At 73.8% G+C, this 23,132-nt stretch carries 13 protein-coding genes and 1 riboswitch; of the genes, 4 read left to right on the top strand and 9 right to left on the bottom strand.

The window, feature by feature from the left end:
• Window positions 1–61: 61 nt before the first annotated feature.
• From AB0O91_RS01210 to AB0O91_RS01195, 4 genes are all read right to left on the bottom strand, one after another.
• A complete protein-coding gene (locus AB0O91_RS01210; RefSeq protein ID WP_363426941.1) occupies window positions 62–7,354 on the bottom strand; it encodes an amino acid adenylation domain-containing protein in 7,293 nt (2,430 codons plus the stop codon).
• Window positions 7,351–8,151 carry a YqcI/YcgG family protein gene (locus tag AB0O91_RS01205; protein ID WP_363426939.1) on the bottom strand — a complete coding sequence of 267 codons (801 nt, stop codon included), beginning with the start codon at window positions 8,149–8,151 and terminating at the stop codon, window positions 7,351–7,353. The genes AB0O91_RS01210 and AB0O91_RS01205 overlap by 4 nt, the downstream gene beginning before the upstream one ends.
• Window positions 8,152–8,401: 250 nt before the next feature.
• Window positions 8,402–9,811, bottom strand: a complete 1,410-nt coding sequence (locus tag AB0O91_RS01200) for a hypothetical protein (RefSeq protein WP_363426937.1) — start codon at window positions 9,809–9,811, stop codon at window positions 8,402–8,404.
• 249 nt (window positions 9,812–10,060) lie between these two features.
• Complete coding sequence (locus tag AB0O91_RS01195; RefSeq protein ID WP_363426935.1) at window positions 10,061–11,023, bottom strand: iron-siderophore ABC transporter substrate-binding protein; 963 nt, start codon at window positions 11,021–11,023, stop codon at window positions 10,061–10,063.
• Between the two features lie 247 nt (window positions 11,024–11,270).
• Here AB0O91_RS01195 and AB0O91_RS01190 point away from each other — a divergent pair, with 247 nt between their 5' ends.
• A complete protein-coding gene (locus AB0O91_RS01190; RefSeq protein ID WP_363427082.1) occupies window positions 11,271–12,242 on the top strand; it encodes an iron chelate uptake ABC transporter family permease subunit in 972 nt (323 codons plus the stop codon).
• 35 nt (window positions 12,243–12,277) lie between these two features.
• Here the strand turns inward: AB0O91_RS01190 and AB0O91_RS01185 are convergent, their stop codons facing one another.
• Window positions 12,278–13,495 (bottom strand): transposase, encoded by a 1,218-nt coding sequence (locus AB0O91_RS01185; protein WP_363426933.1) that lies wholly within the window; start codon window positions 13,493–13,495, stop codon window positions 12,278–12,280.
• Between the two features lie 144 nt (window positions 13,496–13,639).
• Here AB0O91_RS01185 and AB0O91_RS01180 point away from each other — a divergent pair, with 144 nt between their 5' ends.
• From AB0O91_RS01180 to AB0O91_RS01170, 3 genes are read left to right on the top strand one after another with little or no spacing between them, the layout of a single operon-like run.
• Window positions 13,640–14,722 carry an iron chelate uptake ABC transporter family permease subunit gene (locus tag AB0O91_RS01180; RefSeq protein WP_363426931.1) on the top strand — a complete coding sequence of 361 codons (1,083 nt, stop codon included), beginning with the start codon at window positions 13,640–13,642 and terminating at the stop codon, window positions 14,720–14,722.
• 53 nt (window positions 14,723–14,775) lie between these two features.
• Window positions 14,776–16,539: an ABC transporter ATP-binding protein gene (locus AB0O91_RS01175; protein ID WP_363426929.1), complete on the top strand. Its 1,764-nt coding sequence runs from the start codon at window positions 14,776–14,778 to the stop codon at window positions 16,537–16,539.
• On the top strand, window positions 16,536–18,362 hold the full coding sequence (locus tag AB0O91_RS01170; RefSeq protein ID WP_363426928.1) for an ABC transporter ATP-binding protein: 1,827 nt from the start codon (window positions 16,536–16,538) through the stop codon (window positions 18,360–18,362). The genes AB0O91_RS01175 and AB0O91_RS01170 overlap by 4 nt, the downstream gene beginning before the upstream one ends.
• Window positions 18,363–18,429: 67 nt before the next feature.
• Here the strand turns inward: AB0O91_RS01170 and nrdF are convergent, their stop codons facing one another.
• The 4 genes from nrdF to AB0O91_RS01150 form a co-directional block, all read right to left on the bottom strand.
• Window positions 18,430–19,452: a class 1b ribonucleoside-diphosphate reductase subunit beta gene (gene nrdF, locus AB0O91_RS01165; protein WP_363426927.1), complete on the bottom strand. Its 1,023-nt coding sequence runs from the start codon at window positions 19,450–19,452 to the stop codon at window positions 18,430–18,432.
• 35 nt (window positions 19,453–19,487) lie between these two features.
• The gene (nrdE, locus tag AB0O91_RS01160) at window positions 19,488–21,671 is read right to left on the bottom strand and encodes a class 1b ribonucleoside-diphosphate reductase subunit alpha (RefSeq protein ID WP_363427080.1); all 2,184 of its coding nucleotides are present in this window, start codon (window positions 21,669–21,671) and stop codon (window positions 19,488–19,490) included.
• Window positions 21,668–22,099 carry a class Ib ribonucleoside-diphosphate reductase assembly flavoprotein NrdI gene (nrdI, locus tag AB0O91_RS01155; protein WP_363426925.1) on the bottom strand — a complete coding sequence of 144 codons (432 nt, stop codon included), beginning with the start codon at window positions 22,097–22,099 and terminating at the stop codon, window positions 21,668–21,670. The genes nrdE and nrdI overlap by 4 nt, the downstream gene beginning before the upstream one ends.
• Window positions 22,100–22,272: 173 nt before the next feature.
• Window positions 22,273–22,490: riboswitch (cobalamin riboswitch) on the bottom strand.
• 133 nt (window positions 22,491–22,623) lie between these two features.
• Complete coding sequence (locus AB0O91_RS01150; RefSeq protein WP_363426923.1) at window positions 22,624–23,058, bottom strand: ester cyclase; 435 nt, start codon at window positions 23,056–23,058, stop codon at window positions 22,624–22,626.
• Window positions 23,059–23,132 lie beyond the last annotated feature (74 nt).

Here is a 23,132-nt window from a genome sequence, read left to right as displayed (position 1 = left end):
ACCGCCGTCCCCGCCCGGCGCACACCGGCACCGGGCGGGGACGGGGGCGGGGAACAGCGGGTCAGTCCCCCGCCCCGGCCAGGTCGCGCAGACGCCGGTCCAACCGGCGGCCGATCTCCGCGAGCGGCCCGCTCCGGGTCATGTCCTTGTGCTCGCAGGTGATCCCGTGGTTCTCGACCACCCCGTCCACATGGGCCTTCCAGTCCCGGTGGGAGAGCCCCGGATCGATCGGGTCGACCGTCGCGGTGAAGAACAGCAGGTCCCCGTGGAACACCTGGTGCTCGACGCCCTGCTGGAGTTCGGCCGAGGCGACGAACGCCGCCATCACCCCCTGGAGCGTCTCCTCCGACAACTCGGCCAGCACGCCGCCCTGTTCGGCGATGATCCGGAGCACCGCGGCGCGGTCGAGCGGGCTGCCGTCCAGGCGGTCGAGATCGTAGTGGGACATGTAGAGCAGGGAACGCAGGGCCTGTTGGCGGTGGTCGCGGGCCAACTTGCGCCAGGGGTAGCGCGGATAGGAGTCGAGCATCGCCAACAGGGCCACCTGCTCGCCCTGTTGCTGGAGCCGGGTCGCCATGGTGTGGGCGACGACCCCGCCGAAGGACCAGCCGACCAGGTGGTAGGGGCCCTCGGGCTGGACCTCCCGGATCCGCTCCAGGTACTCGTCGGCCAGCTCCGTCAGGGAGCCGGGCACCGGCCGGCCGAGCAGGGTCCGGCTCTGCAGGCCGTAGAGCGGTCGGCGCGGGTCCAGGTGCGGGCGCAGCCCGGCGAACGGCCAGCTCAGCCCGGAGGCCGGGTGGACGCAGAACAGCGGCTCCAGCCCGCCCTCCGTGCGCAGCGGGAGCAGCACGTCGAGGGCCTCCCGGCTGCCGGGGCCGGCGGCGGACTCGGGCGCGCGGTCCGCCCGGCTGTCCAGGTGCCGGGCGAGCTGGGCGATGGTGGGGCGGGTGAACAGGTCGAGCACCGGCACGTCCCACCCCAGCCGGGCCCGCAGCCCGGTCTGCACCCGGGCGAGCAGCAGCGAATGGCCCCCGAGGTCGAAGAAGTTGGCGTCGGCGCCGATCCGGTCCCGGCCCAGGGCCTCGGTCCAGACCTCGGCGATCAGCCGCTCGGTGCCCTCGGCCGGGGCGCGCTGGTCCACCGTGCCGGGGGCGTCGTCGTGCGCCGTCCGCAACGCCTGGTCGGCCAGCGCCCTGCGGTCCACCTTGCCCGAGCTCATCAGGGGCAGGGCCGTCACCACCCGCACCTCGCGGGGTACCAGGTACTCCGGCAGGACGGTCCGCAGCCAGTCACGCAGTTCGGCCGGTTCCGGCCGCTCCCGGGTGCGGTCCGGCGTGCACCAGGCCGCGAGGCGGTCCCCGCCCGGTCCGCCGTCCAGCACCAGCACCACCGCCTGGCGGACCGCGGGGTGCCGGTTCAGCACCGACTCGATCTCCTCCAGCTCGACCCGTACGCCGTGGATCTTCACCTGGTTGTCGGCCCGGCCGAGGAACTCGATGTCGCCGTCGGCGCGGTAGCGGGCGAGGTCCCCGCTGCGGTAGAGCCTCGCGCCGGGCTCCCCGGAGAGCGGGTCGGCCACGAAGGCGGCGGCGGTGCGGCGCGGGTCGTTGAGGTAGCCCCGCCCCAACGGCACGCCGCCCAGGTAGAGTTCGCCCGCGACGCCGACCGGGACCGGACGCATCGACGGGTCCAGCACGTACGCCCGGGTGTTGGGGTTGGGCCGGCCGATCGTGATGCCCCGTTCGGCGGCGCCCCGGTACACCTGGCAGGTGACGCCGATGGTGGTCTCGGCCGGCCCGTAGCCGTGGTAGAGGGTGGCCGCGCCGAGCCGGTCGCGGAACCGTGCGAAGAGCTCGGGCGTGAGGACCTCGCCGCCGCACCACAGGTGCTTGAGCGAAGCGGCGGCGCGGCCGACGTCGAGGCGTTCCAGCATGATGTCGAGGATCGAGGACACCAGGTAGACGAAGGCGATCCGCTCCCGCTCGATCAGCTCCAGCAGGTGCGCCACGTCGCCTTCCCGGCCGGCCCCGGCCACCACCAGCGCGGCCCCGGCCGCCCACGGCAGGAAGATCTCGTTGACCGAGATGTCGAAGGTCAGCGGCGCCTTGTGCAGCACCGGGTCCTCGGCGGTCAGGCCGAGCAGCCCGATCTGCCAGGGCAGGCGGTTGCTGATCGCCCGGTGGCGGATCATCGCGCCCTTCGGCGTGCCGGTGGAGCCGGAGGTGTAGATGACGTACGCGAGGCTCTCCGGGTCGATCGGGACTCCGGGGTCGTGGTCCGGCCGGTCGGCGAACCAGCCGCCGGACGGGTGCGCGGCCAGGTCGAGTTCGACGGCGGCCGGGCCGTCGGGCAGCCCGGACGCCCCGCCGGGGGTGGTGAGCACCGCGGTGAGGCGGGCGTCGGAGGCGATCCCGCTGATCCGGGCCGACGGCCAGCCCGGGTCCAGGGGGACGAACGCTCCCCCGGCCTTCTGGACGGCGAGCAGGGCGATGACGAGTTCCGCGGAGCGCGGCAGGTGGATGCCGACGGTCCGCTCCGGGCCGACGCCGAGGGCGGTCAGCCGGTGCGCCAGCCGGTTCGCCAGCCGGTTGACCTGTCCGTACGTCAGCCGGTGGCCGTGCGCCGGGCGGTGGCCGTCCGCGACGAGGGCGAGCCGGTCGGGGTCGGCGCGGACCCGGTCCTCGAACATCTCCGGGAAGCTGCGCGGATCGACCGGGGCGTCCGTGGCGTTCCAGTCCCGGACGATGCGCCGGCGCTCGGCCTCGGACAGCACCTCCAGCGTGGAGATCCGGCGGTCCGGCGCGTCCACGGCCTGGCGCAGCACCCGGACCAGCCGTTCGACCAGGACGCGCGCGCCCGACTCGTCGAACAGGTCGAGCGCGTACTCCAGGAACCCGTCGATCCCGTCGCCCTCCGGCCGGTCGGCCAGCGACAGGGTGAGGTCGAACTTGGCCGAGCCGTTGTGCGGGCGCAGGGCGGTCGCCTCCAGGCCCGGCAGGCGGACGGGGCGGCGGCCGGAGCCGTAGGAGAGCATCACCTGGAAGAGCGGGTGCCGGGACGGCGAGCGGACCGGGCGCAGCTGCTCCACCAGGCGCTCGAACGGCATCTCCTGGTGGTCGAAGTCGGCGAGGTCCCCCGCCCGGACCCGGGCCAGCAGTTCGCGGAAGGTCGGGTCCCCGGAGGTGTCGGTGCGCAGCACCAGGGTGTTGGCGAACAGGCCGATCAGGTCGTCCAGCGCGCCCTCGTGGCGGCCGGCCACCGGGCAGCCAAGCGGGATGTCCGTTCCGGCGCCGAGGCGGGTGAGCAGGGCGGCGAGGCCCGCTTGCAGGGCCATGAAGGCGGTGGCCCCGCTGTGGCGGGCCAGTGCCCGCAGGCCGCGGTGGAGCTCGGCGTCCAGGTGGACCGGGACGGTGGCGCCGCGGTGTCCGGACACCGCGGGCCGGGGCCGGTCGGTGGGCAGGTCGAGGTGGTCCGGGAGGCCCGCCAACCGTTGTTCCCAGTAGGCGAGTCGGCTGCGGAACAGCGGGCCGTCGCCGGCCAGCAGCTCGGTCTGCCAGAGGGCGTAGTCGCTGTACTGCACCGGCAGCGGGGCCGGTTCCGGGGCCGCGCCCCCCAGCCTGGCGCCGTAGGCGGCGGCGAGGTCGCGGGCGAGCGGGTCCTGGGACCAGTCGTCCCCGGCGGTGTGGTGGAGCAGCAGGACGAGGACGTGCTCGCTCTCCCCGGTGCGCAGCAGCCGGGCGCGGAGCGGGAGTTCACCGGCGAGGTCGAAGGCGTGGCGGGTGGCGGCGGCCAGGTCGTCGGCCCGGTGGCCGGGCCGGGCCGGCAGCAGGTCGAGTTCGACCTCCGCCGCCTCGACCGGGAGCACCCGGGCGGCGGGCTCGTCGCCGTCGGCGACCAGCAGGGTGCGCAGGCTCTCGTGCCGGGCGGCCAGGTCGTTCAGCGCCAGCCGCAGGGCGGGCACGTCCAGCGGGCCGGTGAGCCGCAGGGCCAGCGGGATGGTGTAGGTGGGGCTCGGCCCCTCCATCCGGTGCAGGAACCAGAGGCCGCGCTGGGCGTACGAGAGCGGGATCCGCGCGGGGCGCGGACGGGTGGTCAGCCGGGGCCGCCCGGCGGCGGCGCGGTCCAGCCGGGCGGCCAGGGCGGCCGGGGTCGGGGCCTCGAACAGGTCCCGCACGCCGACGGCCGCGCCGAGCGTCTCGCGGATGCGAGCGGCCATCCGGGTGGCCAGCAGCGAGTGCCCGCCGAGGGCGAAGAAGTCGTCCTCCGGGCCGATCCGGTCCGCGCCCAGGAGGTCGGCGAAGAGTTCGCAGAGCACCTGCTCGCGCGGGCCCCTGGCGTCCCGGCCGGCGTCCGTGCCGGTGACCGCGGGGGCCGGGAGGGCGGCGCGGTCCAGCTTGCCGTTGACGGTCAGCGGCAGGGCGTCGAGCACCACCACGGCGGCGGGGCGCAGGTGTTCGGGCAGCAGGGCGGTGGCGTGCCGGCGCAGGTCGGCCGGTTCCAGCCGTTCGCCGCGGCGCGGTACGACGTAGGCGACCAGGCGGACGTCACCGCCCTCGTCCCTGGCCAGCACGGCGGCCTCCCGTACGGCGGGGTGCGCGGACAGGGCGGTCACCACCTCGCCGGGTTCGATCCGGAAGCCGCGGACCTTGAGCTGGTCGTCGGAGCGGCCCAGGTACTCCAGTCGGCCGTCGGCGTCGCGCCGGGCGAGGTCGCCGCTGCGGTACATCCGCGATCCCGGCGGTCCGTACGGGTCGGGCAGGAACCGTTCGGCGGTCAGCGCGGGGCGGCCCAGGTAGCCGCGGGCGAGCCCGGGGCCGGCCACGTGGATCTCGCCGACCTCGCCCGGGGGCACCGGGCGCAGCGCGGTGTCCAGCAGGCGGACGCGCAGGTCGGGCAGGGGCACCCCGATCAGCCCGGTGGCGCCGGGCTCGGCGTCCGCCCGGGTGAGCGGGCGGACGGTCACGTGGACGGTGGTCTCGGTGATGCCGTACATGTTGGTGATCCGCGGCGCGGTGTCGTCGTGCCGCCGGTACCACGCGCGCAGCGTCGCCGGGTGCAGTGCCTCGCCGCCCAGGACCACGTGCCGGAGGGCCGGCAGGTCGCCGGGTCCCCCGCGCTCGCGGTCGGCGTGGACGAGTTGCTCGAAGGCCGACGGGGTGAGGTTGAGCACCGTGACCGCCTCGCGGACCAGCAGGTCGAGGAACTCCTCCGGGGAGCGGCTGACGGTGTGCGGGACGACGACCAGCCGGCCGCCGTGCAGCAGGGCGCCGAACAGTTCCCAGACGGAGAAGTCGAAGGCGTAGGAGTGGAAGAGCGTCCAGGTGTCGGCGGGCCCGAACGCGAAGGCGGCGGCGGTGGTGCGCAGCAGGCGGACCACGTTGCGGTGTTCGAGGACGACTCCCTTCGGCTCCCCGGTCGAGCCGGAGGTGTGCAGCACGTAAGCGCAGTCGGTGTCCGCCGCGCCCTCGACGGCGGGTGCGGTGGCCGGATGCCGGGCCAGGTCGGCCGCGGTCGCGGGGGCGTCGAGGAGCAGGAGCGGCACCTGGCGATCCGCGGCGGCCCCGCCCGGGTGGCCGGTCCCGTGGTCGCGGTCGGTGACCAGCAGGACCGGGCGGGCGGCCCGGAGTACGGCTGCCGTCCGGGCGGCCGGCTGGTACGGGTCGATGGGGAGGTACCCCGCGCCCGCGCTCAGGACGGCGAGCACCGCCACCACCAGGTCGGCCGAGCGCGGCAGCGCGAGGGCGACCAACTGTCCGCGGTCGGCGCCGTGTTCGCGCAGCAGGGCGGCGAGCCGGGCGACGCGTTCGGCCAGCTCGCGGTAGGTCAGCCGGTGTTCGCCCGCCACCAGGGCGACCGCCTCGGGGCGGGCCGCGGCCTGCGCGCGGAACAGCTCGGGGATGGTCGGGCCGGGTCGGTCGGGGGTGCGTTCCCGCTCGCCGGCGGCGAGTTCGGGCACCTCGGCCCGCTCGTGCTCGGCGAAGGCGTCCAGTTCGCCGATCGGGCGCTCCGGCCGGGCGGTGAAGGCGGCCAGGAAGGCGAGCAGCCGGGCGTGGTGGCGGGCGAGCGCCGCCTCGGTGTGGAGGGCCGGATTGCCGTCGAGGTCCAGCGTGGTGGCCCGGCCGTCCGCGTCGTCCCGGAAGCTGATCGCGAGGTCCTCGATCGGCCCCGGCGAGAGCGGGTGCACCTCGGCGCGCAGCCCGGCGAAGCCCAGCGCGGGGCGGGTCAGGCCGACGTTGACCAGCGGGCCGGTGAGCCGGTCGGTGACGGCCAGGTGCCGTTCGCGTCGGAGTTCCTCGCCCCGCAGCCGGGCGTGCGGGCGGGCCTCGCGCAGCCGGCCGGACACCTGGGCGACCAGTTCGGCGGCGGTCGTACGGGGGGTGACGGTGAGCGGGAGCGGCAGCACGTTGACGGTGTGGGCGGGCACCCTGGCCGCGACCGAGCCGAACCGCCCGGCGTAGGGGAGCCCGAGGGTGATGTCCGTGCGTCCGGTGGCCCGGTGCAGGTAGCCGGCGACGGCCGCGAGTTGGACCTCGGCGCGGGCGGCCCGCAGCGGGCGGCAGGCGGCGTCCAGGGACTCCCGGGTCTCCGCCGGCAGGGCGCCCCGGACCTGCACCAGCGGCTCGCCGGGCGGCGCGCTGCCGGCCGCCGGGGTGACGGGGGCGGGCAGGCCGGCCAGCCGCTCGCGCCAGAAGGCCCGGTCGCGGTCGGGCTGCGCGGAGCGGCGGTACTCGTCCTCCTCGGTGAGGAGGTCGGCGAGCGGGGCGAAGCGGGCGGGCGGGCGGTCCCCGTCCGCCGGGGCCGAGTAGAGCTCGGCCAGGCGCCGCTGGAGGAGTCCGAACCCGTAGGCGTCCAGGGCGATGTGATGGCATTTCAGGTACCACAGGTGGTGGTCGGCGGCCAGCCGGACCAGGGCGGTGCCGAACAGCGGGCCGGTGCCGGGGTCGAGGGGCCGCCGCAGGTCCGCCCGCATCCAGGCCCGCGCGGCGGTGAGCGGGTCCGGCGCGGCGGACAGGTCGATCCGCTCCGGTTCCGGCCGTCCGTCGGCGGGAGCGGTCGGCAGGGCCACCGGCAGCGCGTCGGGGCCCGACTCGGCGTAGCGCAGCCAGAGCGTCTCGGCCTCGACGAGGGTCTGCCCGAGGGCGGCGGCGAACCGCTCCCGGTCGAGCGGGCCGACGAGGTCGACGTACTCGGCGCACAGGTACGCGGCGCTGCCGGGATCGCGCTGCTGGGCGTACCAGATGCCGGCCTGGGCGCCGGTGAGCGGGAGCGGCTCCGGGGTGGGCGGGGCGGCGGGGTCGGCCGACAAGGCGCCGTGGTCGGCGGGGGCGCCGGGGGTGTGGTCGGGCTGGCTCATCGGTCGCTCTCCGGGCCTCGGTCGTCGGTGGAGGGTTCGTGGCGGGCCCGGAACGGGCAGGAGGGCACGGTGCCGTCGGAGGTGTCGGGCAGGAAGTACTGCCGCCACTCCCGGTTGCCCTCCTCCCCGTGGTTGCCGAGTTCCGCGGCGGGTTCGATGCCGTCGAAGCGGCGGATCCGGTTGCGGATGACCGTCCGGGCCCGGGCTCCCCGCGGGGTGTCGGGCTCCAGTCCTTCGAAGACCCAGCGGGGCTGGAAGGTGATCATGAAACCGGGGGCGTGCCGGCTGTGCCGGGTCACATGGGCCGGGGTGTTGCAGACCACGAAGATCTGGGTGCCGGCGAAGCTGAACTCCCACCAGAGCGACTCGGGGTCCGCGGGCACCTCGGCCGGCCAGGGCTGGGCGTCCTTCTCGTGAAGGAACTGGAGCACGGACCAGAAGCGCTCGAAGTAGGCGTCCAGGGAGAGCAGCCGGTCGTCGGGGCGGAAGAGCACGACCAGCGAGGTGTCCTTGCCCAACTCCCGGTAGCAGTCCAGGTAGTCGAGCAGGATGTCGACCAGCGGGCCCCAGGTGCCGTCGTCGTGCACGCTCTCCACGTAGCCGAACCGCAGGGCCTGCTTCTTGGCGGCGGAGACCGCGAAGGTGCAGGGGAAGGGCCGGTCGGGGGCGAGCAGGGTCTCCAGCAGGCCTCTCGCGACGGGAGGCCCCCACTCCGGGGTGCTGCCGATGGTGCAGGCGGCCAGGGCCTGGGCGCTGAGGGGGCCGGCGGGGTCGCCGGATGGATCGAGCGGGCTCACGGCGGGAACTCCATCCCGGGACGTCCGGGCACACGACGGCGCCCGGGGTCCTCGTTCGGTGTAGGACGGCAGGGCGACTTGCACGGGGGCGCGGCCGTGCCCGCGCGGGGCGGGGCGCGGCCGGGCCGCACGGCAGGGCGTGGGCCGGCCCGGGAGGGCGCGAGTCCCGGGCCGGCGGCAGGGGGCCGGCGCACGGGCCGGCGGAGGCGGTGGAGCGATGGGGGTCGGCGGCAGGGAGCCGGCGGCCAGGTCAGAACTGCCGGTACATCTCCTCGGGGATGATCGGCTGGTGGTACGTGCACTCACCCGAGAGCACGGTCGACCCGTGCAGCCGGGAGACCGGGATCAGCACCTTGTCCCCCTCGCCGAGCGCGATCTTGTGGGTGACGTTGTTCCAGAAGTGCATCTGGCCGCGCTCGACCATCACCAGCCGGTGTTCGTTGTGCACATGGGTCGTGGAGGTCTCCTCGTGGCTCTCCACGAAGGTGTCGAGGTCCACCTCGATGCCGGTGTCGGCGATGTGCCGGCTGATCCGCTCGGCCTTCTCCTGGTGCAGCTCGATGCTGTCGGCCCAGGCGAGTTGGTCGGCCAGGTCCGCGTCCCAGAGGGCGGCGAACCAGCGGGCGTCGGAGAAGCCGCGGTGGAAGCGGTGGACCGCCTCCGGACCGTGCAGGGCGGTCAGCGGGCCGAGCAGCGCGTCGATCCGGGCGTCGAGCCGGTCCGCCGACAGCGGGTCGAGGACGTCGAACAGGTCGGTGCGCAGGCCGAGTCCGTCCTCCAGGGCGGCGGCGAAGCGGGCGCCCTCCGCCGCCTCGTCGATCTGCTGGTGCAGCAGGGCGCCGAGGAACTCGGGGTACCTCTCCCGGTCCGCGGACAGGTGGTGCAGCAGGTTGCCGCGCCCGAGCGAGCTGCCGAGGTAGAGCTGCCAGTAGGCGGCCGCACCGGGGCGCAGCCCGGCGGCCGCCAGCAGTGTCCGGTAACTCCCTTGCGCGTCGGCCCAGTTGCGGTAGTGGTCGAGCAGGAGGACGCGGGCGCCGGGGTGTGCCTCGTCGTACTCCCCCAGGGCGGCCCGGCCGGCCGCGGCGCGGGCCGCGGGCAGGTGGGCGCTCAGCTGGAGCAGCAGGAAGGTCGCAGCGGCCTTGCGGTCCCTGGTGGCGCCGGCCGCCGTCACCGCCCTCCCGGGCTGCGCCACCCGGCTCTCGTGGTACTCGCGGACCTCCCGGCGCAGGGCCTCCGGATCGGCGCTGTCGAGCGGCTTGTACTCGCCGTCCAGCAGGGTGAACAGGTGGCGTTCGAGGATGGGCCCGGCCAGCGCGCCGAGCGCCCGGTTGCGGGCGCCGTAGAAGGCCTCGGCGTCGTCGGCGGCGGCCCGGCCGGGCACCGGCGGGAGGTAGAGCAGGCCGGTGTCGTAGATGTTGCGCAGCATCCGGTGGCCGAGCAGCGCGCTCAGCTTGAGGGACTTCGCGGCCGGCATCGGCTTGCCGTAGTCGAGCCAGGCGAGGTCGTCCGGGCGGACCGGGCGCCGGTACGGGTTCTCCTCCGTGGTCAGCTCCTCCCATTCGGCGGCCCGGAAGGCGGAGTTGGCGGCGAACGCCTTCACCGTGCTGTTCGGGTCGCTCGGATCGAGCGCGGGGAGCAGGTCGGCAAGGTCCAGGGACATGGGGTTCCTCCGGGCAGCGGGGCGGGAGAGGTCGGGTCCGGGCAGCGGGCGTATCGCTGTCGACCGAGGACTTAGGTAAGCCTTGCCTTGGTTTGAGGACTCGTCAAGTGTTCCCCTGTGGATCACCCGTTCCAATTCCGGCCATTCGACACGGACCCCGGAAACGCCGCGACGGACCGCCCCCCGGAAACGGGGCACGGTCCGTCGACGAAGCACCGGAACCACGGCCGCCGGAGGACGGCCGGAAGATCAGTGCAAAGACTTGGCAAGCGCCGGCAGGATCTGGTCGGCCGACCACGGGATGCTCAGCACGCTCGGCGCGCTGCTGGCCTGGGCCAGCGTGCGGTTCACCGGCAGGTAGGCACCGGAGGTGACCGCGGGCAGGCCCTTGAAGACCGGGTTCGACTCCAGCTGCTGCTGGTTCTCCGGGGTGCCGTACCAGACCAGCAGCGCCTGCGAGGTGAGCGAGCCCAGGTGCTCCATGCTGAGCGCGTTGGAGAAGCTGTTCAGCTTGGGCGCGCTGCTCACCACCGGGTCGAGGGTCAGCCCCACCTGCTCCAGCACCTTGGTCCGCGCGTCGGTGTAGAGCACCATCCGGCCGTTGCTCGGCTGCGGGTAGGCGTAGACGAAGCTCTTGCCCTTCAACTGCGGGTACGTGGCGGCGTCCTGGGCGAGGCTCCGGTCGACCGCGGCGATCGCCTGGGACGCCTCCTTGCCGCGGCCGAGGGCCTTGCCGATCAGCTCGGTCTGCTCCTGCCACGGGGTCCCGTACGTGGTGCGGCCCTTCAGGTACCCCACGGTGGGGGCGATCTTCGACAGCTTGTCGTAGTCCGCGGACGTCATCCCGGACTGGACGGCGAGGATCAGGTCGGGGCGCAGGGCGGCGATCTTCTCGATCGGGTAGCCGTCCGTGGTGTCCAGCACCTGGGGCCTGGCGTCGCCGAGCGCCTGCTCGGCCCAGGGGCCGACCCCGGTCTTGAAGTCGTCCTCGGTCTTGACGATCGCCACCGGCCTGACCCCCAGGGCCAGCGCCGCGTCCTGGTCGGACCAGCCGAGGGCGACCACCCGCTGGGGGGCCTTGGCGATGGTGGCACTGCCGAACTGGGTCTCGACGGTCACCGGAAAAGCGCCCGGATCGGCCTGCACGGCCGCCGTCGCGGCCCCGCCGCCCCCGGTCGTGCCGCTGCCGCAGCCGACCAGGACCAGGGCCAACAGACCGCTCCCGACGGCACAGACGGATCGGCGGAGGATACGACTCTCACGATTCATGGCATAGCCCTCTCTTCGTACGTCGGCGCGTGCCACGATGGCCTGGCCCGTTTATTGCCGAAGCAGTAAGGGTAGGCTAGCCTAACCATTCGTGCCACGGACCACTTCCCCCCCAAAGGCCGCCGCCGCCAAGCCCGTTGACCCCGTGCGGGTCCGGCGGAACCGCTCCACGGCCGCCCGGTTCGCGGGCCTGGCCGGCTGCGCGGCCGTCCTCGCCCTGACCGCTCTGCTCTCCCTCGCGGTGGGCGCCAAGTCCATCCCCCTGCACACCGCCTTCGACGCGCTCTTCCACTTCACCGGCGGGCAGGACCAGTTGGTGGTGCGGCAGGAACGACTGCCGCGGACCGAACTCGGCCTGGTGGTCGGCGCCGCGCTGGGCCTCGCCGGGGCGCTGATGCAGGCCCTGACCCGCAACCCGCTGGCCGACCCCGGCCTGCTCGGGGTCAACTCCGGCGCCTCGGCGGCCGTCGCCGTCGGCATCGGGTTCGTCGGCCTGCGCTCCCCGCTCGGCTACGTCTGGTTCGCCTTCGCCGGCGCGGCCGCCGTCTCCGTCCTGGTCCACCTACTCGGCTCGATCGGCCGCTCCGGGGCCACCCCGGTCCGCCTGGCCCTGGCCGGCACCGCCGTCACCGCCGCGCTCACCGCCTTCACCTCGGCGATCCTGCTCCTGAAACCCGCCACCTTCGACCAGTTCCGCTACTGGAACGTGGGCTCGGTCGTGGGGCGCAGCGCCGACCTCGTGGTCCAACTGCTGCCGTTCGTCGCCGCGGGCGCCGTGCTCGCCCTGGCCCTCGGCCGTCCGCTGAACGCCCTCGCCCTCGGCGAGGAGGCCGGCCGCGCGCTCGGCGCGCACCCGGGCCGCACCCGGCTGCTCGCCATGGTCGCGATCACCCTGCTGTGCGGGGCGGCCACCGCCGCGGTGGGGCCGATCGGGTTCGTCGGACTGGTCGTCCCCCACCTGGCGCGCTTCCTCACCGGCCCGGACCAGCGCTGGGTCCTGCCGTTCTCCGCGCTGCTGGCACCGGTCCTGCTGATCGGCGCCGACGTACTGGGCCGGGTGGTGACCCGCCCCAACGAGGTCGAAGTCGGCCTGGTCACCGCCTTCCTGGGCGCGCCGGTCTTCATCGCCCTGGCCCGCGGCGGAAAGGTGGCCCGGCTTTGACATCCTCCCCGCCTTAAAGGGCGGGGATTCCTGGCTCACGCTGCCGCAGCGTCCGTCGGACGGTGCGGGCTTCCACGATCAACACCAGCCGGGTTGAGACCAGCCCGGACGAGCATCACGGCGGCGGAGTTCTTGTCGCGAGGCGACGAGACTCCGCACCCGGTGCACGAATAGGTCCTCTCGGAGAGGAGGAGACGGTGCTTGGCTCTCACACCGCAGTGCGCGCAGTCCATCGTGGTGTGCGCGGGGTTGACGAGATGCACGGTCCGCCCGTGCTTGCGGGCCATCTCGACCAGGGTCGTCTTCGTGGCCGCTATCGCGGCGTCGGCGGCCTTACGGGCCATGGTGGTCTTCGCCAGGAACTTCGGCCGGAAGTCCTCGACCACGAGGGTGTCGTGGTCCCGGACGACCTGCTTGGCCCACTTGCGGGCGGTGTCGCTCCGCTGGTCGGCGATCTTCCGGTGGACCTTCGCAGCCTGCCGCTGGGCCTTCCGGTAGCCCTTGGTCTGCGCCTTTGCCTTCGGCTGCCTGCGCCGGGCCATCTGCCTCTGGTAGTGCGCGAGCCTGTGCGCAGCGCTTTTCCCGTGCTGGGGGTGGGGCAGGTCGTGGGCATCGGACGTGGTGGTCGCGACCTCCTTCACGCCCCAGTCGATGCCGATCACCGCACCGGTCTGGGGAAGCGGCTGGGTGCCGACCGCGACGACGAACGAGCAGTACCAGTGCCCGAGGGCGTCCAGGTACACGCGGACCGACGAAGGGCCGGACGGAAGGTCACGCGACCACACCACCGACAGCATGATGCCGCCCGCGAGGTGCAGCCGGCCGTCCCTGATCCGGAAACCACGCCGGGTGTAGTTCAGGCTGGGCCGGGAGTCCCGCTTCCTCTTCGGCTTCGGCATCCCGGCGCGCTGACGCTGCGGCAGACCGGCCTTGATGTCCTTGAGGGCCTTCGCCCGGGCCTTGGCGAAGTCCCGGACGGTCTGTTGCTGCGGAACCGACGCGCCTTCGCGCAGCCACGCCATCGCACCACGGGCCTCGGTCAGGAGCTTGTCGAGGTCGGCCGGCCCGCAGGTGCGCTTCCCACCGGACCGGTTGGCGATGTGCGTCCTGCGGGACATGTGGACGCACTCGTTCCACAGCCACCGGCACCGGCCCCACTCCGCTTCCAGCAGCGCGGACGCCGTCTTCGACACGCGCAGGCGGTAGGTGTACCGGGCGTGCCCGGCCTTCGCCACAACCTGTCGTGTCGTCACAACCCGGAACCTACCGAACCCCACCGACAACGACAGAGGACAGAAGACAGAGCAGATGCGCAAAGGACACCACCACTTCGCAACTCCGAGCCAACGACCCGTCCCTCCCCGGCCCGAAGGCCCGGGCTTCCTGGGAGAAATCTGGTGAACCTCCTCCAGGCCCCGCCGCTGCGCCCGGTCCGGCCCGCGGTCCGGCCCGCCTTCCGGGTGCTGCGGCTCGGCGCGTGGTTCTCCGTCCGGATCCGCCCGCGCGCGGTACTGGTCTCCCTCGCCCTGCTGGCCGCGGTCCTCACGGTCGCGGTGGTCACCCTCACCACCGGCGACTACCGGATACCGGTCCCCGACGTGGTCCGCGCCCTGCTCGGCGGCGGGGACCCCGGGACCCGGTTCGTGGTCGACTCGCTGCGCCTGCCCCGGCTGACCACCGGCATCCTGGTCGGCCTCGCCCTCGGCGCCTCCGGGGCCGTCTTCCAGGGCGTCACCCGCAACCCGCTGGGCAGCCCGGACGTGATCGGCTTCGGCACCGGCGCCGCCTCGGGCGCGGTCGCCGTCCTGGTGCTCGCCCACGGCGGCCCCGGCCAGGTCGCGCTGGGCGCGCTGGCCGGCGGACTGACCGTCGCCACGGCCGTCTACCTGCTGGCCCTGCGCGGCCGTGGCGTCCAGGGCTTCCGGCTGGTGCTGATCGGCATCGGCGTCACCGGCATGCTCACCGCCTTCAACCAGTGGATGCTCACCCGGGCCTCGCTCAACGACGCGCTGACCGCGCAGATCTGGCTCACCGGCAGCCTCAACAGCCGCGGCTGGCAGCAGGCCGGCCCGCTGGCCCTGGCCCTGCTGCTCCTGCTGCCGCCGCTGCTCCTGCTCGGCCCCCGGGCCGACCAGCTGGAGCTGGGGGACGACTCGGCGCACACCCTCGGCCTGCGGGTGGAACGGACCCGGCTGACCCTGATGGTGCTCGCCGTCGGACTGGTCGCCTCGGCCACCGCCGCGGCCGGCCCGATCGGCTTCGTGGCGCTGGCCGCCCCGCAGATCTCCCGCCGGCTGACCCGGTCCCCCGGCGCCGGCTTCGGACCCGCCGCGCTCACCGGCGCCCTGCTGGTCCCGCTCGGCGACCTCGCCGCCCAGCACGTGCTGAGCAGTGAACTGCCCGTCGGGGTGGCGACCGGCGCGCTCGGCGGCGTCTACCTGGCCTTCCTGCTGGCCGCGCAGTGGCGGTCCGCGCGCTGACCCGCGGCTCCAGCCGGACCACCGCACACCAACGGACGAGGGGAGTGGGCCCCGTGCCCCAGGACGGACAGAAGCCTCAGGACGAACGGAACGAGGCACCCGCCGACGCCTTGGGCCCCGGCTACCGGGCCACCGAACGCGACGTACGGCGCTGGGTCTTCGACCGCCAACGCCGGTGGATCGCCGGGGCGATGGTCTTCACCGCCCTCCACCAGACGGCCGAGGCGGCGGTACCGGTCGTGGTCGGTGCCGTGGTCGACCACGCGATCGACGGCGGCGGCCCGGCCGACCTGCTGCGCTGGATCGCCCTGCTGGCCCTGCTGTTCCTGGCGCTCAGCACCGCGATGCGGCTGGCCGGGCGGTGCAACCGGCACGCCAGCCAGGACGCCGCGCACGAGCTCCGGGTGGCCGCGGTGACCCGGATCCTGGACCCGCGCGGCTTCGCCGCCCGGGCCGGCAGCTCCGGCACCCTGCTGAGCACCGCGACCGCCGACGCGCTGCGGATCGGCCTCGGCAACCGGGCCTGGGCGATCGGGGCCGGTGCCGCCGCCGCCCTGGTGTTCGGCGCGGCGGCGCTGCTGCTGACCTCGGTACAGCTGGGCCTGGTGGTGCTGGTCGGACTGGTCCCGCTGCTGGCGGCGACCCGGCTGCTGGCCGCACCGCTCACCGCCCGCAGCAGCGCCGAACAGGCCGAGGTCGCCCGCGCCACCGGAACCGCCGCCGACCTGGTCAGGGGGCTGCGGGTGGTCAAGGGCCTGGGCGCCGAGGACGCAGCGCTGCGCCGGTACCGGGCGGCCAGCGGCTCGTCGCTGGCGGCCACCGTGCGCGCGGCCCGCTGGGAGGCCGGCTACCAGGGCCTCACCCTGCTGCTCAACGGCTGCTTCCTCACCGTGGTCGCCTGGGCCGGGGCCCGACTGGCCGTCGACGGGTCCATCTCGGTGGGCGAGTTCGTCGCCTCGGTCGGGCTGGCGCAGTTCCTGGTCGGCCCCAGCACCCGGTTCGGGATGGCGATGGGCCTGCGGGCCAAGGCCCGGGGCTCCGCCGCCCGGATGGCCGCGCTGCTGGCCGAGCCCTACGCGGTGGTCGGTGGACCGCGCGCCGCGGCCGGACGGCCGGACGGCACGCTGGTCCTCACGGGCCTCGGCGCCGGGCCGCTGCGCCACCTCGACCTCACCGTCGCGCCCGGCACGACCGTGGGCGTGGTGACCCCCGACCCGGCCGTCGCCGCCGCCCTCCTCGACGTGCTGGCCCTCCGGCGGCCGGCCGATCGCGGGCAGGTCGCACTCGACGGCGTCCCGCTGGCCGAGCTGAGCCTGGCCGAGGCCCGCCGGGTGCTGCTCGTCGCGGACCACGAGGCCGACCTCTTCGACCTCACCGTCGCCGAGAACGTCCGCGGCCCGCTCGACGCGCCCGCCGATCCGGCGCTGGTCGCCCGGGCGATGGCCGCGGCCGACGCCGACCAGGTGCTCTCGGTGCTGCCGGACGGCGGGCGGAGCCGGATCGGCGAACGCGGCCGGATCCTCTCCGGCGGCCAGCGCCAACGGGTCGCCCTGGCCCGGGCGCTGGCCGCCGACCCGGCGGTACTGGTGCTGCACGAACCGACCACCGCCGTCGACGCCGCCACCGAGGCCGACATCGCCGACGGGCTGCGCGGGATGCGGGCCGACCGCACCACCCTCCTGGTGACCACCAGCCCGATCCTGCTCCAGACCTGCGACCGGGTGGTGTTCCTGGACGACGGCGCACCGCGCGCGACCGGGACGCACCGCGAGCTGACGATCGACCAACCCTCCTACCGTACGGCGGTGATGGCATGACCCGGGTGTCGGACGAGCGCCTGGAGCGGACGGCCCCGGCGCCGCCCCCCGAGCTGCTCCCCACCGCCACGGCCGCCCAGACCCGGGCCGAGGTCCTCGCCCGGCTGCTGCGCCGCCCCTGGCAGTCGGCGGCCGCGCTGCTCCTGGTCGTGGCCGGGGTGCTGGCCGGACTGGTGGTGCCGCGCGCCCTCGGGCACCTGGTCGACGTGGTCGTGGCGGGCGGTCACCGGACCTCCGCCGTCACCGGACCGGTGGTGCTGATCGGCGCGGCCTGCCTCGCCCAGGCCCTGTTCGCCGGCTGGGGCGCGGCGCTGGTGGCCCGCCGCGGCGAGGAGGTCCTGGCCGGGCTGCGGGAGAGCGCGCTGGGCAGCGCGCTCAACACCGGACTGGCCCGGCTGGAGCGCTCCGGCAGCGGCGACCTGGTGGCCCGGGTCAGCGGGGACGTCAGCGTCCTGGGCGAGGCCGTGCGCACCCTGGTGCCCCAACTCATCGGCGCGCTGCTGGAGATCGGCCTGACCCTGGTCGCCCTGCTGCTGCTGGACTGGCGGCTCGCGCTGGCCGCCCTGACCGCCGTCCCGTTGCAGGTGTGGGCCGTGCGCTGGCTGCGCCGCCGCTCCGGGCCGGTCCGGCGCCAGGAGCGGGTCGCCCAGGGCGAGCAGGCGCAGCAGATCCTCGAGTCGGTGAACGGCGCGCACACCGTCCGGGCCTTCGGCCTCGGCCCCCGGCAGTTGTCGGAGGTCGAGCGGCGCTCCGCCGCCGCCCGCGACCTGGCGCTGCGCTCGACGCACATCGGGACCCGCTTCTTCGGGAAGCTCAACGGCGCCGAACTCACCGGACTGACCGGCCTGTTGGTCGTCGGCTTCCTGCTGGTCCGGGCCGATGCGATCGCCGTCGGCACCGCCAGCGCCGCCGCGCTCTACTTCCTGCGGCTGTTCGATCCGATCAACGGCCTGTTGTCGACGGTCGACGAGGTGCAGTCGGCCTCGGCGGCCGCCGACCGGGTGGTCGGGCTGGCCCTGCTGCCGCGGACCGGAGCGCCGCAACCCACGGCTCCCCGGCGGACCGACACCGCCGCGGGCCCGCGGAAGGCGGCCGCCGTGGAACTCCACGGGGTGGGACACGCCTACCTCCCGGGCCACCCGGTGCTGCACGGGGTGGACCTGAGCCTGGCCCCCGGCGAGCGGGTGGCCGTGGTCGGCACCACCGGGGCCGGCAAGAGCACCCTGGCCCGGCTGGTCGCGGGGGTCCACCCGCCGTCGGCCGGACGGATACTGATCGACGGCCGCCCGGTCGAGGAGCTGACCGACGGCCGGATCCGGCGGATGGTGGCCCTGGTCAACCAGGAGACCCATGTGTTCGCCGGGACGCTGGCCGAGGACCTCCGGCTCGCCCGGCCCGAGGCCGACGACGAGGAACTGCGCGCCGCGCTCGGCACGGTCGACGCCTGGGACTGGGCCGCCGCCCTGCCGCAGGGGCTGGCGACCGAGGTCGGCCAGGGCGGCACCCGGCTCACCCCGATCCAGGCCCAGCAGTTGGCCCTCGCCCGGCTGGTGCTCGCCGACCCCCCGGTGGCGGTCTTGGACGAGGCCACCGCGGAGGCGGGCAGCGCCGGGTCGCGCGCCCTGGAGGCCGCGGCCGAGCGGGCCCTGGCGGGCCGCACCTCGCTCGTGGTCGCGCACCGGCTGACCCAGGCGGTGCGCGCCGACCGGATCCTGGTGCTGGAGGACGGACGGCTGGTCGAGCAGGGGACCCACGAGCAGCTGGCGGCCGCCGGCGGGCGCTACGCACGGCTCTGGGCGGCCTGGAGCGGAGCCCGGGCCTGACCGCCCGCGACGCCCGTCGACCGGCCACAACCGGTCGACGGGCGTCGCCGCTACCCTCCCGGCCCGTTCAGAAGGCCCAGTCGTCGTCGGAGGTGTCCTCGGCCTTGCCCATCACGTAGGAGGAGCCGGAGCCGGAGAAGAAGTCGTGGTTCTCGTCCGCGCCGGGCGAGAGCGCCGCCAGGATCTCCGGGTTGACGGCCGTCCGGTCGGCGCCGAAGCGGGCCGGGTAGCCGAGGTTCATCAGGGCCTTGTCGGCGTTGTAGCGCACGAACACGGCGACGTCGTCCATCAGGCCCAGCGGCCGGTACAGGTCACCGGAGTAGCGCAGCTCCAACTCGTAGAGCTCGTCCAGGAGTTCGTCCGTGAAGCTGCGCATCCGCGCCTGGTCCGCGGCGGAGCGCTGCTCCAGGCCGCGCTGGTACTTGTAGCCGGAGTAGTACCCGTGCACCGCCTTGTCGCGCAGGATCAGGCGCACCATGTCGGCGGTGTTGGTGAGCAGCGCGTGGGTGGAGAAGTGCAGCGGCAGGTAGAAGCCGGCGTAGAGCAGGAGCGAGGAGAGCAGGGTGGAGGCGACCTTGCGCTGGAGCGGGTCGTCGCCGTAGTAGTGCGTGAGGACGGCCTTGCAGCGCTGCTGGAGGACGTCGTTGTCGACCGCCCACCGGTAGGCGTCGTCGATCTCCGGGGTGGTGGCGAGGGTGGAGAACACGGACGAGTAGCTGCGGGCGTGCACGGACTGCATGAAGGCGATGTTGGTGTAGACCGCCTCCTCGTGCTCGGTGCGGGCGTCCTGGATCTGGACGATCTCACCGACCGTGGCCTGCACGGTGTCGAGCATCGTCAGGCCGGTGAACACCCGCATGGTCAGGGTGCGTTCCTCGGCGGTGAGGCGCTGCTGCCAGGCGGCGAGGTCCCCGGAGAGGGGGACCTTCTCCGGCAGCCAGAAGTTGGCGGTGAGGCGGTTCCACACCTCCAGGTCCTTCTCGTCGGTGACGCGGTTCCAGTTGACCGGGCGCAGTCGGGCGCCGGGGTCGTGGCGGTAGGAGGGGGGCGTGACCGAGGGCGTGGCCGGCCGGGTGGGGGTGGTCGTCATGGCGGGGGCTTCCGTGGGGTCGGTGGCGGGCGGCGTCACAGGGTGCAGGACAGGCAGTTCTCGATCTCGGTCCCCGCCAGGGCCTCCTGGCGGAGCCGGATGTAGTAGAGCGTCTTGATGCCCTTGCGCCAGGCGTGGATCTGCGCCTTGTTGAGGTCCCGGGTGGTGGCGGTGTCGCGGAAGAACAGCGTGCAGCTGAGGCCCTGGTCGACGTGCCGGGTGGCGGCCGCGTAGGTGTCGATGATCTTCTCGTAGCCGATCTCGTACGCGTCCTGGAAGTACTCCTGGTTGTCGTCGTCCATTCCGGGGGCAGGGAAGTAGACGCGTCCGAGCTTGCCCTCCTTGCGGATCTCCACCTTGGCGGCGACGGGGTGGATGGAGGCGGTGGCGTCGTTGATGTAGCTGATGGACCCGGTGGGCGGCACGGCCTGGAGGTACTGGTTGTAGATGCCGTGCGCCATGACGGCGGCCCGGAGTTCGCGCCAGTCCTCGACGGTGGGGAGGTGGACGCCCGCCTCCCGGAAGAGCGTGCGGACCCGCTCGGTGGCCGGCTCCCACGTGTGCCCGGTGTACTGGTCGAAGTAGCTGCCGTCGGCGTAGGCGGACTCCTCGAAGCCCTCGAAGGCGGTGCCGCGCTCGACGGCGATCCGCTGCGAGGCGCGGAGGGCGTGGTAGGCGACGGTGCGGAAGTAGGCGTCGGTGAAGTCGACGCCCTCCGCGCTGCCGTAGTGGACGCGCTGCGAGGCGAGGTAGCCGTGCAGGTTCATCTGGCCGAGGCCGATGGCGTGGGAGGCGGCGTTGCCGCGGGCGACCGAGGGGACGGCGTCGATGTTCGACTGGTCGGAGACGGAGGTGAGGCCGCGTACCGCGGTCTCGACCGTCGCGCCGAAGTCGGGTGAGGCCATGGCGGCGGCGATGTTCAGGGACCCGAGGTTGCAGGATATGTCGCGGCCGACCGTGGTGTAGTCCAGGGCCGCGTCGTACTCGCTCGGCGTGTTGACCTGGAGGATCTCCGAGCACAGGTTGGACATGTTGATCCAGCCGGGGATCGGGTTGGCCCGGTTGACGGTGTCCTCGAAGAGCAGGTACGGGTAGCCGGACTCGAACTGGAGCTCCGCGACGGTCTTGAAGAACTCCCGGGCGCTGATGGTGGTCTTGCGGATGCGCGGGTTGGCGACCAGCTCCCGGTAGTGGTCGCTGACGGACAGGTCGGACAGCGGCCTGCCGTACTCGCGCTCCACGTCGTAGGGCGAGAACAGGTGCATGGACTCGTTGCGCTTGGCGAGTTCGAAGGTGATGTCGGGGACGACCACGCCCAGCGAGAGGCTCTTGATCCGCACCTTCTCGTCCGCGTTCTCCCGCTTGGTGTCGAGGAAGCGCAGGATGTCCGGGTGGTGGGCGTGGAGGTAGACGGCTCCCGCGCCCTGGCGGGCCCCGAGCTGGTTGGCGTAGGAGAAGGAGTCCTCCAGGAGCTTCATCACCGGGACGACGCCGGAGGACTGGTTCTCGATCTTCTTGATCGGCGCCCCCTGCTCCCGCAGGTTGGTCAGCAGCAGGGCGACCCCGCCGCCCCGCTTGGACAGCTGGAGGGCGGAGTTGACGCCCCGGCCGATCGACTCCAGGTTGTCCTCGACCCTGAGCAGGAAGCAGGAGACCAGCTCGCCGCGCTGGGCCTTCCCCGCGTTCAGGAAGGTGGGGGTGGCCGGCTGGAAGCGGCCGGTCATCATCTCGTCGACCAGCCCGGCGGCGAGGGCTTCGTCCCCGGCCCCGAGGTAGAGGGCGGTGGCCACCACGCGGTCCTCGTAGCGCTCCAGGTACCGGGTGCCGTCGAAGGTCCTGAGCGTGTAGGAGGTGTAGTACTTGAACGCGCCGAGGAAGGTGCGGAAGCGGTGCTCGTGGGCGTAGGCCTGCCGGTAGAGGCCCTTGACGAACTCCCAGGGGTACCGCCGGATCGGCGCCTCCTCGTAGTAGTCGTTCTCGACCAGGTAGGCGATCTTCTCCTCCAGGGTCGGGAAGACCACCGTGTTGGGGTTGACCTGCTGGAGGAAGTACTGGCGGACGGCTTCGCGGTCCTTGGCGAACTGGATGCGGCCGTCGCAGTCGTACATGTTCAGCATCGCGTTGAGCGCGTGGTAGTCCTTGCGCGTGCCGACCGACTCCTTCCGGTCGGCGGACGGGTCGGCGGGGGCCGCGGACGGCCCGGCGGGGGTGGCGGTCATGCCGCGGTCCGCGGTGTCGTCGAGGAGTGTCGTGTCCAAAACCTCTGGAGTCCTTCCCTCACGGCACGGACGTCGTGCTCCGTGCCCAGCAGTTCGAATCGGTACAGTTCCGGGACACCGCACTTCGCCGAGATCACCCGGCCGGCCAGGCAGTAGTCCGCGCCGAAGTTGGTGTTGCCGGAGGCGATCACCCCGCGCAGCAGGGCGCGGTTCGCCGGGTCGTTCAGGAAGCGGGCCACCTGTTTGGGGACGGCTCCGGCACGCTCGCCGCCCCCGTAGGTGGGCACGATCAGCACGTAGGGCCCGGTGATCCGCGGCATCGGCTCGCGGTGCGGGTGCAGCGGGATGCGGACGGCGGGCAGTCCCAGCCGTTCCACGAAACGCTTGGTGTTCTCCGAGACGCTGGAGAAATACACGAGACCGCTCACCGGTCCGCCGCCTCCTCTGGCTCGCTCCCTTGCGGACTCCGGGGCGGGGAGGGCGGCGGCGCGTGGCGGTTCCCCGGAGGCGGCGCGCCGGACGGACGGGCGCACCGGACCGGGCGGGTCCGTACGACGGCCACGCGGCCCTCCCTCGGGGCCTCGGAGCGCGCACGCCGCCATCCGGCGTGCGCACCGGTGGCAGGTCTTCGGACTCGCGGGCCCGCCCTCCTCGGAGGACACCTACTGGCCGTCGCTTCCCGGGCCGGTTCGGGCCCAGTGCGTAGGACGGCGGTCGTTCCCGCTCACCGCTGCGGGGCAGTCCCGGACTTCCACCGGGTTCCCTCTTGCCTCACCGAGTGCACGAGGCGCCCGGTGAACCACCAGCACCGCAACACTACATCTAGATCCGATTCGACACGCCCATCCCAGATCTTGTGTCTTCGCAAGAACTTAGGTATACCTAAGTCGACGACGCACGAGTGGGTGCCCGAAGGGCCGGAGCACGCCCACCGGGCCCGGGCGCCGCCCGCTCAGCCGGCGGTCGGCATCGGCCAGCCGAGCTGGATGAACATGCCGAGCCGGTCGCTGACCGCGCGGATCTGCGAGATCCTGCCGTCGGTGACGGTCAGCCACCAGATCTGCTCCACCTCGAAGGAGCGGCCGGTGGGCTCGGGCATCCGGGGGTGGTAGCCGGTGTGGGTGCCGGTGACCGTCATCCGGGCAACGACCGTGTCCCCTTCGGCGACCAGGGCGTCGGGGTGCATCCGGGCCTCGCCGAAGGCGTCGAGCTGCCGGCGGAACCCGTCGAAGGCCGCCCCGGGCTCGTCCTCCTCGCCGAAGATGATCTTGTTGTGGTCGATCACGTCGAGCGCCATGTAGTCCGCCAGATCGGCGAGCCGTCGCTCGTCGAGTGCCCGGAAGAAGCCCTCGACGACCCGCTTGTTCGTCGCCGTCGCTGCCCGCATCGCAACCCATCCCAGACTTACGCCGTAAGAATCCCTGTCGGCAGCACGGTAGACTTACGGCGTAAGAATGGCAA

This window comes from Kitasatospora sp. NPDC089797 (assembly GCF_040684795.1).
In the GTDB taxonomy this organism is placed as follows: Bacteria; Actinomycetota; Actinomycetes; order Streptomycetales; family Streptomycetaceae; genus Kitasatospora.
The sequence above is the reverse complement of the archived record's forward strand: the minus strand, read 5'-3'. Positions and strand labels throughout refer to the sequence as shown.